The sequence below is a fragment of the Streptomyces sp. NPDC054887 genome, assembly GCF_053610585.1.
The window spans coordinates 1-14944 of sequence record NZ_JBSGYQ010000010.1; the positions used below are offsets into that span (position 1 = coordinate 1).

Annotated in this window: 8 protein-coding genes and 1 pseudogene; 4 read left to right on the plus strand and 5 right to left on the minus strand. The window is 66.3% G+C overall.

All coding sequences use genetic code 11. From position 1 onward, the window contains the following. Positions 1-47: 47 nt before the first annotated feature. The 4 genes and pseudogenes from ACWGH0_RS07810 to ACWGH0_RS07825 form a co-directional block, all read right to left on the minus strand. Positions 48-2213 carry an alkaline phosphatase family protein gene (locus ACWGH0_RS07810; RefSeq protein ID WP_453403272.1) on the minus strand — a complete coding sequence of 722 codons (2166 nt, stop codon included), beginning with the start codon at positions 2211-2213 and terminating at the stop codon, positions 48-50. Positions 2214-2874: 661 nt separating this feature from the next. Next, on the minus strand, positions 2875-3207 hold the full coding sequence (locus tag ACWGH0_RS07815; protein ID WP_453403391.1) for an HAD hydrolase-like protein: 333 nt from the start codon (positions 3205-3207) through the stop codon (positions 2875-2877). Positions 3208-3488: 281 nt separating this feature from the next. Beyond that, complete coding sequence (locus ACWGH0_RS07820) at positions 3489-3707, minus strand: hypothetical protein (RefSeq protein WP_453403273.1); 219 nt, start codon at positions 3705-3707, stop codon at positions 3489-3491. An 86-nt stretch (positions 3708-3793) separates the two neighbouring features. Further along, positions 3794-5085: pseudogene (locus tag ACWGH0_RS07825) on the minus strand (hypothetical protein). 69 nt (positions 5086-5154) lie between these two features. Here ACWGH0_RS07825 and ACWGH0_RS07830 point away from each other — a divergent pair. From ACWGH0_RS07830 to ACWGH0_RS07845, 4 genes are all read left to right on the plus strand, one after another. Beyond that, positions 5155-6150, plus strand: a complete 996-nt coding sequence (locus tag ACWGH0_RS07830) for a substrate-binding domain-containing protein (protein WP_453403274.1) — start codon at positions 5155-5157, stop codon at positions 6148-6150. A gap of 153 nt (positions 6151-6303) precedes the next feature. Beyond that, on the plus strand, positions 6304-7908 hold the full coding sequence (locus tag ACWGH0_RS07835; RefSeq protein ID WP_453403275.1) for a sugar ABC transporter ATP-binding protein: 1605 nt from the start codon (positions 6304-6306) through the stop codon (positions 7906-7908). Beyond that, positions 7905-8930, plus strand: a complete 1026-nt coding sequence (locus tag ACWGH0_RS07840) for an ABC transporter permease (protein ID WP_453403276.1) — start codon at positions 7905-7907, stop codon at positions 8928-8930. Before ACWGH0_RS07835 ends, ACWGH0_RS07840 begins: the two co-directional genes overlap by 4 nt. A gap of 166 nt (positions 8931-9096) precedes the next feature. Beyond that, complete coding sequence (locus ACWGH0_RS07845; protein ID WP_453403277.1) at positions 9097-11229, plus strand: NPCBM/NEW2 domain-containing protein; 2133 nt, start codon at positions 9097-9099, stop codon at positions 11227-11229. A gap of 728 nt (positions 11230-11957) precedes the next feature. Here the strand turns inward: ACWGH0_RS07845 and ACWGH0_RS07850 are convergent. Further along, on the minus strand, positions 11958-14822 hold the full coding sequence (locus ACWGH0_RS07850) for a helix-turn-helix transcriptional regulator (RefSeq protein ID WP_453403278.1): 2865 nt from the start codon (positions 14820-14822) through the stop codon (positions 11958-11960). Positions 14823-14944 lie beyond the last annotated feature (122 nt).

Here is a 14944-nt window from a genome sequence, read left to right on the forward strand (position 1 = left end):
GAACTGTACGTTCCGGCGGGGGCTCCTCTCCATCGGCCCCTCGGGGGCTACTTCCAGATGTTGTTGAGCGGCAGGGCGAACTGGTCGTTCTGGGTCATGGGCTTGAGGCCGAGACCCTGTTCGATGGTGCGGCCGATGCTGTAGTGGGTGGCGTGCTGCTGGGAAACGAAGCCGGTCTTGGTCAGGTTCGGGGAACCGGCGACGATGGTGGGGATCTGCTGTGTGGAGGGGCCCCAGTCCTCATCGAAGGTGAAGACGAGGAGGGACTTCTTCGTCTGCCACGCGGGAGAGGCGAAGATCTTGTCCGTGGTGTCCTTCACCCACTGGTCGGGACCGCTGGAAGGGTTGCGGCACGGCGTGTCGTGCATCGAGTTGCAGGAGTTGGGCTCGAACCAGACGAAGTTGGGCGTGCTCGCGACCGAGGTGAGGTCGGTGTCCAGCTGCGTGAGCGGCTTGAGCTTGTCCTCGCAGCGCGTCGTGGACTTCAGGTCCTTGAAGAACAGGAAGGGCACGCTGTCCGGGTCGTAGTAGGCCTCGGAAGGTGAGGTCAGAGCCCTACGTTCGAGGTCGCAAGGGAACCTCGCGCTCTCGCCGTAGGCCCGCCAGGTCTTGCCGGCGTCCTCGGCGCGCTGGCCGATGTGCGGTGAGTCGAAGGTGCCCTGGGCTGTGGGGAACGCATTGGCTTTTAGGCCGAAGGTGCTGCCGCCGGCGATGGCCCAGTAGTTGGGGTTACTGGGTCGGGTGGCGCCTTGGGAGTTCGCCAGAACGACGTGGTTGTCGGCCATGGCGTTGATGTGGGGTGCGTCGCTGTTGCCGATGATGTCGGAGTGGTTCTTGTTCTCCATCATGACGACGAAGACGTGGTCCAGCTGGGGCACGCTGGAGGCGGGCGGCTGGAGTGGGGCGGGAGTGAGGCCGGGGACGGACAAGGTCAGGGAGAGGTTGTCCGCGGCGCCCATGTTCCAGCGGCCCGATTGGGCGCCACCGGACCAGGAGCCCGGTTCGCCGGGCATGTCGAGCTCGACTCTGATCTTCCGGGTGCCGGCGGGGACAGTGCCCGATGTGGTCCGTTCCAGCAGTTTGGTGGCATTACCGCGGTCGGCGGCCGTGACCGGTCCGATCTGTGCCGGTGAGCCGACCGTCGCGCCGCTGCCGTTCTGGAAGGTGATCTTCACCGTCGCCGTGGCGGCCCAGCTCGTGTACCCGCCGAGCCAGCCCGTGAGGTCGTAATCCGCGCCGGCACCGTCGATCTGCGCGGCGGCGGCCGAAACGTCCACGGTCTGAGCGATGCGGGAGGCGTGCGCGGAGCCGCCCTGGAAGTACTGCGTGCCGCGCTCCGCGGGCCCGGGAGTGCTCGTTCCCTGGTGACCCGAGACGCCGTACCGGATGGCTGTGGGACCACCGACCAGTTCCCAGCCGGGCAGCGTCACCGCGTCCATCCCTGAGGTGGAGCCGTTGGCGCATTCGGCACCCCCGTTGACGATCAGGTTCTGGCTCGTCGTGACAGGGCTGGAACCCACCACGAAGGTGGCCGGTTCGATCAGTTTGGTGTAGCCGTCGTTCGCGAGGAAGTGGGCTTTGTACCGCCCGGCGGGAAGGACCTTGCCGAAGGTCAGCGTTCCCGATCCCCCCGGGGCGTACTGCCACGTCGTGGAGGCCGGGGTGCCGTCCGGGAGCTCGTTCTCGGGGTAGATGCCGATCCAGTTGGTGGCCGACGGCTTGGTGGTGGCGTAAGAGACGGAAAACTTCTGGCCCTGCCCGTAGCGCGTCTGACCGGTACAGACGACGCTGGTTTGCGCGGTCCGTTCCGCCTCGGCCGTGGCCCAGAAGTGCTTCTTCGCCAGTTGGGTGTACCCGTTGTCGGCGAACAGGAAGATGTTGTATCCCCGGGTGGTGAGGGTGTCGGTCGGCAGTTCCACCGTGCCCGAGGCCGAGGGAGCGTACTTCCACCACGCGGCCGGCGGCGCGGAGGCCGGATCCAGCACGTTGTCGGGGTAGATGCCGATCCAGTTGGTACTGGAAGGCTGGGAGGCGGTGTACGAGGCGGTCAGGGCCTCGCCCGGCTTGTAGGACATCTGGTCCACGCTGATGGTGCCCGAGCCCGCGCTGTGCGCCGGGACAGTCGTCCCTGCCGCCGCCAGCAGCAGTGCCAGCACGACGAACAGCGCCCTTGCGGGCGGTCTGACTCTCAGGCCGATTGCGATGCGTTTCAAAGATCTTTCCCTTCCCTCTCGGGTAAATCACACCCCTCGCTAATGAGAAGACCAAACCTGTGCAAGAAAAGCGCTCTAGTCAATACCACTGTCGATCAAATTTCACTGCATCGCACACGCGATTTCTCATGGGTGTTCAATAGGCGCCCCCCTAGAAAACGACCCTCATACGGACGACGGCGAGACTGAAAGGCTTGCAGATCGGCAGCACAACGCCTTTTTCTTGCGGTTGACGTCCACACTCAGGGCAGCGCGAGGGCGGCGGATAAGAGGCCCGCTCGTGCAAGGGTGCTGCCGTCTGCCACGAGCAGTCTCCTGACTTCGCTTCCGAAGAGGACGGCGAGGGGTTTTGCGGCCAGGCTGACGCGCAGGTGGAGCACGGCAGCCAGGACCGGACGGGCAGATGCGCCGGGGCGGACGGCCTCTAGGGGCCGGCCTTGCCAGCGCCTTGGGCCAGGTCGTCCATTCCCTATGGACGGAACCTGAATGTGATGACACGTGCAAACTCGAATCCACTGCATTGAGGTCACATTTCCATGAAAAGATGGCGGACTCTTAGGTGACCCCGATTCCGTTCCATGGGTATCGAGGGAAGACCGAGTCACGACAACCCGTAGCGAGAGGGCTGCCCACCCGGCCACTCCGCCGCCGCATCCACCGTTCACACGCCCCGGGTACGGGGCGCACCAGAGCCGGCGAAGCCGATCGGAGGCCGTCTACGGTACGGCTTTGGGGGCTGACAAAGGGCCATGCCATGTGGAGGACTGTTGTCGCCTCCAGCGATGGTCAAAGGACGCCGGCACCGATCGAAAGGACGTGGAAGCGGCCTGACCGGGCCGGTGGCAAGGCGTGCACCAGGCTGTGGGCGCCGTACCCAGACGGCGTCGATGCCGGCGCGGCGGGCCCCGGTGACGTCGGCTTGGGGGTTGTCGCCGATCATGACGAGCCGGTGTGTGGGGCCGGGCTCCGTGGGCGAGATGGAATGCCTGAGGATGGGGCTTCTCGTATCCGCTGGCGGCGGAGTTGATCACTGCCTGGAACCGGGTGTCGATCCCGAGGGCGGACAGGAGCTCAGGGGAGTTCGGGGACGTGGTTGGAGGGGAGGACGTGCTTTCAGCCGTGCGCGGTGAGCTGCTGGGGGACGCGCCGAGTCTGCGGGTAGAGGCTTTACGCGGCGGGGCCGGTGTAGGCGGCGCGGGGCGCAGCACCCACGGTCTGCGGGCGGGAGAGTTCGAGATGGGTGAGTGCCTCGGCGACGACGCTGGTGATGTGACCTCACCAGGTGTCGGAGTCGCTCAGGCGGGGGTGGGGCTCTTGTGCTGCGTGCCAGGGGAAGCCGGTGGCGAGAGCGTCGAACATCTCGGGGAAGGTCCAGCGGTGGCCGGGCTCCTGGACGTCCAGGACCTCCAGGGGGCACTCGGCCCAGGTTCCGTACCGGCGGTGGTCGAGCGTTCCGTCGAAGTTCCATATTGCGGTCTTGGGCAGCGTCACCACAGGCCGAGCGCTTCCAGGACGTGTGCGGCCTTTGGCAGCGGCGAGGGAGGTGCGGCTGTGAGGGGGGTGTCGGGAGAGGCCCGCTTTCAGTCGAGTTTGATCATTTCGCGCCACCACAGGGCCTGCGGCCACTGCTGCGTCCAGGTGGGGCGCAGTTCGTCGGCGGGATGTTCTCGAGGCGGCGTGCTTCGGTCAGTAGCCGGGCGGCGGTCTGGGCGCCGATGCTGCGGATGCCGGGGATGTTGTCGGCGGGGTCGCCCATCGGGGGGCGAAAATCGGGCCATTGCTCGGCGAGGACGCCGTAGGGAAAGGATGTGCTCGCCGGCGGTGTAGCGGCGCTCCATAGCGCGACCGGTGTTCAGCATGCGCACGCTGAGGTCGCCCAAGAGCTGGATGTAGTCCTTGTCGGTGGTCATGATGTCGACCGCGGGGCCGTCGCTGCGGGCGGCGGCGGTCAGGGTGGCGATGACATCGTCCGCTTCGTAACCGTCCTGTTCGATCCACCGGATGCCGCTGTGGTCGAGGGCCTTTTGATCAGGGAGAGGGACTCGATCAGGCCGGGCTCGGGGGTGGGCCGCTGGACCTTGTAGCCGCTGTCCTGGTCGCCCCGGGCCTGGGATCCGTCCTCGGAGTCGAAGACCACGAAGATCTCGAAGCCGTCGGCGTGCTGGACCTGGGCTTTGCGCAGGAGCGCGGCGAATCCGAAGACGCCCGTGCGGTCGTTGGTCTTGTCGCGGCTGGTGATGCGGGCGACGAAGCCGAACCAGGCGCGGTGCAGGAGGTAGTGGCCGTCGACGAATAGCAGGGGGCGGTCATGGCATGGCCTGCAGGGAATGGTGCGTACTGGTGGCGGGGTGGCACGGGGCCGCCAGAAAGTGGCCAGCAGCGTTGTGAGGTGCTCGGCTGCGTTGCGTTCGGTGCCTCCTTCGCCGTCAGGGAGTCGGCCTGGGCGGTGTGTCCGTCGAACTGGATACGAGCCCGTACTGGTGCGACGAGAAGTACGGGGGCTTCGGGCCGGGGGGTGTGGCGGTCGGGTCCAGCAGGGTGGCCGCCGCGACCGCGGGCACTCCGTGCCCGTCCATCCTGACCCGAGTCGATCACTCCGCGCATCCGAAACGGTCAGCCTGGGCTTCCGCCATGGCTGGGTGGATGGTGTCGCGCAGCAATGCGATATGGCCAATTCTGCCGGAGTACCCATCCTTTGAGTGTCCTCCGGATCACGGTTGACTCGCCCCTTCTTGCCATGTTTTCTTTTGGCACCGCGTTGGAACACGTTTGATTCTGCGCGATTTAGTTGAGGTTTTGCCTCATGTGAAGCAGGTCCCGAAGCCCTCGATGCAACGATCGCCAGCTTCCATGGACTTGGACATTTCGCCATTTAAGGAGTTCCGTCATGGCCGCGAGACGTGACCGCCGGGGTGTAACTGCCATTGCCCTGGGTATTTCAGTGCTCCTGCCTCTTGGGGCCTGCTCGAGTGGTCAGGAGACCAAGGGGCGCGCCGCAGAGGGCAAGAGGGTCGACGGTCGGACCTCGATCGCCTACCTTCAGAAGCAGGGCGACCAGGAGTACTTCGTTGGTGAGGCCGAGGGTGCCAAGGCCAAGGCGAAGGAACTCGGCATCGACCTCAAGGTGGTCAACCTGGGGACCGACGCCAACAAGACGATCAGCGAGGCCCAGTCGGCGATCTCGCAGAAGAGCAACGGCCTGATCGTCGTCGTCCCCGACCCGGCTGTCGGACCCCAGGTCGCCCAGCTCGCCAAGGACGCCAAGGTCGCTCTGCTGACCTCCGACGATCAGATTTGCACCACCGGCCCCGACCCGTCAGCCTGTCCGCCGGAGAACCTGGTGCCCCGTATCGGATTCAGTGGACAGCAGATGGGCGGCGAGGTCGGCAAGCGGGCTGCCGCGGAGTTCAAGAAGGCCGGCTGGAAGCCCGCTGAGACGCGCACCATCTCCGCGTGGAAGCAGGACGTCACCGTCTGCACCGACCGGGTCAAGGCGTCCAAGAAGGCCTTTGCCGCCGGCGCCGGTGCCACCGTGAAGAACATCGACGTTCCCACGGATAACAGCCCCACCGGTGCGCAGGACAAGATCGCGGCCACCGTCACCGCCAATCCCGACGTCAAGCACTGGGTGGTCTGGGGCTGCAACGACGAGAACGTCCAGGGAGGCGTCACCGCCCTGGAGAACGCCGGCTTCAAGGCCGACGACGTCATCGGCGTCGGCCTCGGCGCCTACCTGGCCTGCAAGAACTGGAGCTCCGGCAAGCCCTCCGGCATGAAGGCCGCGCTCTTCATCAACGGCGAGGACGTCGGCGCCCTGGCCGTGCAGACGATGTACGACAAGCTCAAGAACGGCAAGGAGTTCCCGAAGGAGGCCTTCGCCCCGACCACGATGGTCGACGCCCACACCTGGAAGTCCGCCGGAGTCACCTGCGGCTGAACCGCGGCACCTTGACACCGGTGCGGCGGCCCGTCCCGCCCGCCGCACCGGCCCTCTCTTCCGGCCGCCCGCCGCATCGCCGTAGTGGCCTCCTCCGCCGCCGCCCGGCGCTCCCGGCGGTCCGTTCCCGTCCCTCCAGTCCGTGAGGCCACCATGACCACACCCGGCACCCGCCCCCCCACGCCGGCGACCCCAGGTGCCGGTGTCGCCGTCGAGAACATCACCAAACGCTTCGGTGCCGTCCAGGCCCTCGGCGGCGTCACCCTGACCTTCCTCCCGGGGCAGGTCACCGCCCTCATGGGCGAGAATGGCGCGGGCAAGTCCACGCTCCTCAAGATCCTTACCGGCGACCACCAGCCCACTGGAGGCCGTGTCCTGCTCGACGGCACGCCGGTCTCGTTCGCCTCACCGCAGGACGCGCGCAAAGCTGGGATCCGGATCATCCCGCAGGAGCCGGAGATCATCCCCCACGTCTCCGTGGCGGAGAACGTCTACGCGGGATCCCTCCCCCGCAAGGCAGGCCGGCGCCTCGACCGCGCCGAACTGCGCCGCAGGATCACCGCCGACCTGGCACGGCTCGGCTTCGAGAAGGTCATCGACCCCGACCGGCTTGGTTCCGAACTCACCGCTGCCCAACGGCAGTTGGTGGAGATCCTGCGGGCCCTCACCGGCGAGGCCAAGGTCATCGCCTTCGACGAGCCGACCTCCTCGCTCGCGGAGAATGAGGCCGAGGCCCTGTTCGCACTGATCGACCGGCTGCGCGCCCAGGGCATCGCGATCATCTACGTCTCCCACCGCATGAAGGAGATCTTCAGGCTCGCGGACCGGATCGCGGTGCTCCGCGACGGCGCCTCCGCGGGCGTCCTCGACGCCGCCGCGACCACCGAGAGCCAAGTCGTCCGGATGATGGTCGGCCGGGACCTCTCCTCGCTGTTCGTACGGCAGGACGTCGCCCGTGCCGAGGTCGTCCTGGAACTGGACGGCGTCACCACCGACGACGTCACCGACGTCAGCCTCCGGATCAGGGCCGGAGAAGTGGTCGCCCTCGCCGGCCTGATGGGCGCCGGGCGTTCGGAGCTAGGGCTCGCGCTCGCCGGCGACCGACCCTTGCGCTCCGGGCGGATCTCCCTGAACGGTCGGCCCCTGCGCCTGCGCAGCCCGAAGGACGCCATCCACGCTGGCATTGGCCTGGCCCCAGAGGAGCGCAAGGCGCAAGCCCTCTTCCTGCACCGCTCCATCCGTGACAACACCTCCCTGGTCAGCCTGGAGCGGCTGCGCCGGCTGCGCTTCGTCCGCAGCGGCCAGGAGAAGGCCGTCGCCCAGGAGTTCTCCGACCGGCTCAGGGTGCGCACCCCCTCCATCGAGCACGAGGTGCGCAAGCTGTCCGGCGGCAACCAGCAGAAGGTCGTCCTCGCCCGGTGGCTGCTGCGCCGGCCGAAGCTCCTGATCCTGGACGAGCCCACCCGTGGCATCGACATCGGCGCCAAAGCGGAGATCTACCGGATCATCGCCGACCTCGCGCGGGACGGCGTCGCCCTGCTCGTGATCTCCTCCGAGCTCCCCGAGGTGCTCGGTCTCGCCGACCGCGTCGTGGTGATGCAGAACGGTCGCATCACCGGTGAACTCGGCCGCGGCGAGGCGAGCGAGGAGTCGATCCTCAACCTCGCCATGGCCGACGACCTCGCCACCGTCGACGCCGCCCTCACCCCGGCCGCCGCCCGGCCCCGCACCGACCCCGCCCATGGAGGCCCCCGATGACCACCACCACCTCCCCGGCCGAGACCGCGAAGGCCCCGGCACCGGCCCCCAAGCGCTCGCCTCTGGCCGCGCTCGGCGGACAGAACCTCAGCCTCATCGGTGCGCTCGTCGTGGTCCTCGGGCTGTTCGGCGCCCTCAACAACAACTACCTGAGCCTGGCGAACATACAGGTGATCGCCGAGGCGGCCACCATCACCGGCCTCCTTGCCATCGTCCAGACCGTCGTCATCATCTGCGGCGGCCTCGACATCTCCGTCGGCTCTCAGGTTGGCGTCGCCTCCGTCGTCAGCGCCATGGTCTTCACCAGCACCGGCTCCAGCGCGTTCGTCGGCGTGCTCGCCGCCGTCGGCATCGGCGTCCTGGTCGGCGTCCTCAACGGCATCGTCATCGTCTACGGCCGCGTCAACCCCACCATCGCCACCCTCGCCGGACTCGCCGCCTACAAGGGCCTCGCCCAACTCCTGTCCGACGGCCGCGCCCAGGGCTACGTCCTCAACAACGACTTCTTCGTCTTCCTCGGACGCGGCAAGATCGCCGCCCTGCCCGTGATGGTCTGGATCCTCATCGTCGTCGCGATCTCCGTGCACGTGATGCTCACGTACACCGACATCGGCCGCAACCTCTACGCGATCGGCGGCAACGACACCGCCGCCCGCCTCGCCGGCATCAACATCAACAAGTACCTCGTGGCGGTCTACGCCCTCATCGGCGTCGTCGCCGCCGTCGCCGGCATACTGCTCACAGCCCGCACCGGCTCCGGCCAGCCCGTCTCCGGCAGCGAGGGCCTCGAACTCAAGGCCATCACCGCCGCCGCACTAGGCGGCTGCGCCCTCAAGGGCGGCAAGGGAGGCGTCGGCGGCACCCTGCTCGCCGTCGCCCTCCTCGGCGCCCTGGAGAACGGCCTGACCGTCGAGGGCATCAACACCTTCTGGCAGAACGTCGCCCAGGGCGTCCTGCTCGTCGCCGCCGTCGTCATCCAGCAGCGCCGCAACGGCGAACGCGGCGCCGGGCTCCCACACTGACGGACGAAGGAACGTCCGGCGCGGGTTGCCCGTAACCCCTCCGCACCACAGAACGACACCCTGCTCGCACCGGGCATGCAGCCGAAGTCGTGCCCTGGCGGTGAGCACCCACAAAGGTCTCCGCGATCCATCTCCCGGTCGCACAGCACTGACAGGAGAACTGCAAATGAAACATCGTCCCCTCGTCAGGCGTCGGATTACCGCCGCCGCTCTGGCCGTCACAGTGTCAGTATCCCTGGCCGTCACGGCACTGACCGTTTCCGCACCGACCGCATCAGCGCTCGACAACGGACAGGGACGCACCCCCCAGATGGGGTGGAACAGCTGGAACGCTTTCCGCTGCGACATCAACGAGTCCAAGATCAAGGCTGCGGCCGATGCGATCGTCTCCAGTGGACTCAAAGCAGTCGGCTACCAGTACGTCAACATCGATGACTGCTGGCAGGCACCCGAAAGGGACGCCAGCGGCCGACTGCAGCCCGATCCCATCCGCTTTCCCAGCGGGATCGCCGCGATAGCCGACTACGTTCACGCAAAAGGGCTCAAGCTCGGCATCTACGCCACCCCCGGCACCCGGACCTGCGCCAATATCTGGGACAACTACCCAGGGAGGCTCGGCAGCCTCGGCCATGAAAGCCAGGACGCCCAAACCTTCGCCTCCTGGGGCGTGGACTACCTTAAGTACGACTGGTGCCAGGCCGACCAGGACGGCGTCAACGCCGAACAAGCTTTCACCAAGATGCGCGACGCCTTGGCTGCCACGGACCGTCCCGTCTTCTACAGCATCCACCGCGAACCGCAACTGCCCGTCGACTCCTGGCGTCCCGCTGTGGCCAACTCATGGCGCACCACGCCCGACATCCGCGACACCTGGTCGAGCATGATCGGCATCGCGCGCGCCAACCAGCCGCTCGCCTCCTACGCCCGCCCTGGAGCCTGGAACGACCCTGACATGTTGGAGGTCGGCAACGGCGGCATGACCCCCACCGAATACCGCACCCACATGAGCCTGTGGGCGATGATGGCCGCCCCGCTGCTCATGGGAACCGACCTGACGACAGCAACCGCCGCCACGCTCGACATTCTCGGCAATCGTGATGTCATTGCGGTGGACCAGGACTTGCTCGGCCGCCAGGGCACCGTGGTCTCCCGCACGGGCGACCTAGTAGTCATGTCCAAGTCACTCGCTGACGGCTCCCAGGCGGTAACGCTCACAAACGAGGGAGCCGCCACAGCGACGATCTCGACTACGGCACAGGAGATCGGGATCGGAGGGGCCTCCTCGTACTCGCTCAAGGACCTCTGGTCCAAGGCGACCAGCACGACCAGCGGCACGATAAGCGCCTCCGTCGCCCCCCATGCAACTGTGATGTACAGGGTGACCCCAAGCGCGCAGGTAGCGCCGGGAACAGGTGTCCATCAACTCTCCGATCTCACCTGGACTTCTCAGATCAATGGTTGGGGGCCGGTGGAGCGTAACCTGAGCAACGGTGAGCAGGCGGCCGGCGACGGACGGGCCCTCACCATCAACGGCACCTCCTACACGAAGGGCCTGGGCGTGCACGCGGCGTCCGAGATCACCTACTTTCTCGGGGGCAATTGCACTTCCTTCACCGCCCAGGTGGGCGTGGACGACGAAGTGGCCACCAATGGTTCCGTGGTCTTCCAGGCGTTCCGTGATGGTGTCAAGGTCGCCGACAGCGGACTGCTGACCGGCGCTGATGCGGCCCGTAGCCTGAGTGCCAACGTCGTCGGCGGCAAGGAGCTCAAGCTCGTGGTCACCGACGGCGGAAACGGCAAACCCCACGACCACGCCGACTGGGCGGACGCCAAGCTCTCATGCGGCACCGGGCCCTCCGCCGGCACACATGCCCTCTCCGATCTCACCTGGACTTCTCAGATCAACGGTTGGGGGCCGGTGGAGCGTAACCTGAGCAACGGTGAGCAGGCGGCCGGCGACGGACGGGCCCTCACCATCAACGGCACCTCCTACACGAAGGGCCTGGGCGTGCACGCGGCGTCCGAGATCACCTACTTTCTCGGGGGCAATTGCACTTCCTTCACCGCCCAGGTGGGCGTGGACGACGAAGTGGCCACCAATGGTTCCGTGGTCTTCCAGGCGTTCCGTGATGGTGTCAAGGTCGCCGACAGCGGACTGCTGACCGGCGCTGATGCGGCCCGTAGCCTGAGTGCCAACGTCGTCGGCGGCAAGGAGCTCAAGCTCGTGGTCACCGACGGCGGAAACGGCAAACCCCACGACCACGCCGACTGGGCGGACGCCAAGCTCTCATGCGGCTGAGCACGGGGGAAGGGCTTGCCGAGGGCGGTCGAGTGATGGCCGTCCGGACCACCAAGACGTCATAGTCACGGTCGAGCGGGGAAGGCCTCCTCCCCATCAGGTGGCGAGACCATGCGAGCCAGCTTCCACGGGACCCTCCGGGCACGTTCGGGGCCCCCTCCGGCGCCGCCCTGAGCCGCACGACCGGACTCCCCCCTGGCCGCTCAGACCTCGGACGGCCGCTGGGTGGGCGTCCGAGGGTCTGAGCGGCCGGCCGGCACAAGCTGAATGCACGACTCCGTGGACCCTGGAACGCTGACCGGTTGGTGACTGTAAAGGTCGGCGAGATCTAGAACTTCACACCCCCGCGTGAGCTTGTCAGCCTCATTGAGACTGCCGCGCCGCATGAGTCGAAGGTGCTGGTGACGGCCGCCGCGGGCATTGAGTCGGGTGAGAGCTAAAGGACACTCGAGGCATGGGTGCAGCTGCCCATGTTCAATCCTCGTGTCGGGAGTGCCCAGCAAATTGGCACTTGTGAGGGTCCGCCGGACGGCCAACCGTGTTCCCCTGCTGACCCCTCCACCGTTGGTCACCGCGTTGAGCTGCATCGGATCGGGCAGTCTCGAAGCACCCACCAAAGACTTTTGCCGCGGATTCCTCATCCAGGCGGAGACCCGGCCCTGCACCGGAGCGAACACGGTAGCCGGAAATCTTCGCACACTTTGGGCTCACTGATGGGCTGCGGCCTATCAGTGGAGCTGACTTCGGTGCGTTACCTTGAGCTTCTTGAGAACATTGGCCACATGATGTTCCACAGTACGCACGGACAAGAACAAGGTCGCGGCGATGGTTTTATTGTCACAGCCCTGGGCGAGCAGATCCGCCACTTCCTGTTCACGCGGGGACAGTTGATCGCCGTATCCCCGGCGGCCTACGGCTGTGACGGAGCCGTATCCAAGAGTGCGCAGCTTGTGGCCGCTACGGGCCATGTCGAATGTAGCCCCCAACGCCTTGTATACGTCGGCCGCCCCACGCAGCTGCTGGACTGCGGTTTCACGGTCGTCTGCCGTGCGCAGGTCGGCCGCGCGTTCCATTGTCTGAGCCGCGTCGTACGGTCGGCCGATGGTTCGGTAAGTGACACTGGCTTCCTCGTACAACCCTCTGGCTCGGCCTGGTTCGCTCCCTTGCAGGAGCAGTGCTTGGCACAGCAGCAGTTCTGCTTGCGCAGCCGGCGCGTTCCTTCCCCGCAAGCCGTTCTCCAGAGTGGACGTCCACTCCTTTGCAGCTTGGGGTGCGCCACGGCTCAGGGCCGCCTCCACTAGTACCGGAGAGAATCCCAATCCGGTGGTCCAGAGATCTTTACGGCGAAGCGCGGACTGGGCCGTGAGGGTGGCACGCCAAGCTTCTTCAGCATCGCCTTGGTTGAGGCGGATACGTGCTATGCCTGCAGCCGCCTGAACCAGCCACAGCCAGTAGGCGGTTTTTTCCGCATGTGTAAGTGCGTGATCGAACTGCTCGACGGCATGCTCGGTGCCGCCCCTTGCCGCTGCCAGCAGACCCGTGGCGAGGGCGCGTTCAATGTGCAGTCTCCGCATGTCCGGAAACTCGTCGCACACCTCGGTGAACCTGTCCTCCAGGCTATCCCAGCGCCCTCCCAGCAGCGCCATCCAGGCGAGGTAGTGACGGCTGAAGGCGTCGATCACGGGGCTGCCGGAACGCCGTGCCAGGTCCCCCCCTTCTTCAAGGAGGGGGGTAGCACGGCTGTCGAGCCCGAGAAACATGGCCGCGCTTCCCGCGAAAACCAGTCCCAACGCGGCGGACCGCCTGATGCCCGGGTCGGGATCGCAGCGCGGCAGTCGATCGACCCGCTGCCACACATCCATGTCCTCTCCGGACGCGGCGTCCAGTACGAGACGCATCGACTCGGCGTACACGGAGGCCTCCGAGGGCGAGTGGCCCGCGCTCAGCTCCTCCGCACGGGCTGCCCAAGCCTTGTTTTCCGTGAGCGAATGGGGGTTATCAGGAAGCGACAACATCGCCATGGCGAACAGTGCTCCAGGGGGCTCTTCCCGGAGCTCGGCAATCGCTTGCTTGAATTCGTTGTCCGCCGTCGTGTGATCCCCGTCCTGGCTGGTTATGAAAGTCGCCAATGTCGTTCGGACTTGGCCTCGTACGGGTACTGGCAGGTTAGGATCGGCGATTATCCGTCGCAACGTGGCGCGGGCGGATGTCAGATCGACGCTGTGCAGGGTGATGAGGCTCAGGACCAGGGCAGTCCACGCCCGTTCCTCTGGTCCGAGATCAGGTTCCTGCAACATCTCCTTGAGGATGGCGGTTGCGGTACCCTCGTCGCCCACCGCGATGGCCTGTTCCGCCGTCGCCCGCGCCTGCCCCAGCCAGGCGTGTGTGTCGCCGAGTGCCTTCAAGTGATGAGCTATCTGTACCAGCGGCGGCGTCGACTGGGCTCGCAACGCCTCGATGGCTCGTCGATGCATCTGATTTCTGAATGGGCCGGCTATGTCTTCATAGACGACTTGTTGAGCCAGACCGTGCCGGAAACCGTAGGTACCATCGCCGCCCTCGATAAGAGCTGATGCGTTGAGCGCGTCGATCAGCCCCTCCTCGGCCGCGGACGAGTCAAGGCGTGCCACTTGGACAAGGAGTTCCTGCGACGCGGCCACGTTCAGCACCGCTGCGGCATGTACCACGGCGACCGCATCACGTGGCAGGCCAGCCAAGCGTCCCAGAACTGCTTCGCGCAGCGCACGCGGGACAGGAGCACTTTCCAGGACAGCAGCGAGGGGTAGATGCTGTGTCTGCCCCAGTCGGCCCACCTGAGCATGCGGGCCGAGTGTAAGAAGATCTTCCTCAAGGACTAGCGGAAGTCCTTTACTCCGCTCGTACAACAGATGCGCCAATTCCGGGGCCGCTTGTGCCCCGATGACCATCGACGCCGCCTTCCGGACATCCTGCGCCGACAGCGGGGCAAGAACTATGTCCACACCGCTGGTTCCGGGGGGATGGCGGTACGGTGCCCCAAGAAGCGGCTTGCCCGTAGGAAGGTCATCGCGCCGGTAGGTCAACAACAGGGCCACGGATTGAGGGAGGTCGCGCGCTAGCACAAGGAGGACCTCGCGGGTCAGGTCGTCTGCCCAATGCACGTCTTCGACGATCAGAACAGCGCTACTCAGACTCTCGAGCAGCGTGCGTACGGCTTGTACGAACTGAAAGCGTTGACTACGTGCGTCCGACCAGTCCCGGGTTAGGTCCCGCATCTGCGCCACTTGCGGGAAAAGCAAAGCACGGGCCTCAGCCAGGGGCGCGTCTTCCGCCTCGGGAGTCATCCGGCGCAAGGCGTCAATGATAGGGCCGGCCGGAGCTGGCTCGCGGAGCGGGTAACAGAGCCCGGTGACAACCTCGTCACCGGAAGCGCCCAATATGGCGGCTGCCTCCTCGGCCAGCCTAGACTTACCGGCCCCCGCTTCGCCTTCGATAGTGACGACGGCAGGCCGCTCACGCACAGTAGCCAATATCGTCTCGAGCTCCCAGCTACGCCCCACTAGCGGCAGCAGACCACTAACCGACCTGCCCGGCTTACCGTCACGTGGAGACACCCGGCACCTCCTTCGGGCCTACCCGCCTACCTGCGCGGTAGCCGACGAGCTGCAACCGGGGCGGGATCATAAGGCTCGGCCACCCTGCACACCCTCGTCTCGATGCTTTCTCTAGTGCAATG

Bases quoted from the DNA above. Each gene is read 5' to 3' on its own strand.
- ACWGH0_RS07835 (WP_453403275.1), top strand. From the start codon at position 6,304: ATGACCACACCCGGCACCCGCCCCCCCACGCCGGCGACCCCAGGTGCC.
- ACWGH0_RS07840 (WP_453403276.1), top strand. From the start codon at position 7,905: ATGACCACCACCACCTCCCCGGCCGAGACCGCGAAGGCCCCGGCACCG.
- ACWGH0_RS07845 (WP_453403277.1), top strand. From the start codon at position 9,097: ATGAAACATCGTCCCCTCGTCAGGCGTCGGATTACCGCCGCCGCTCTG.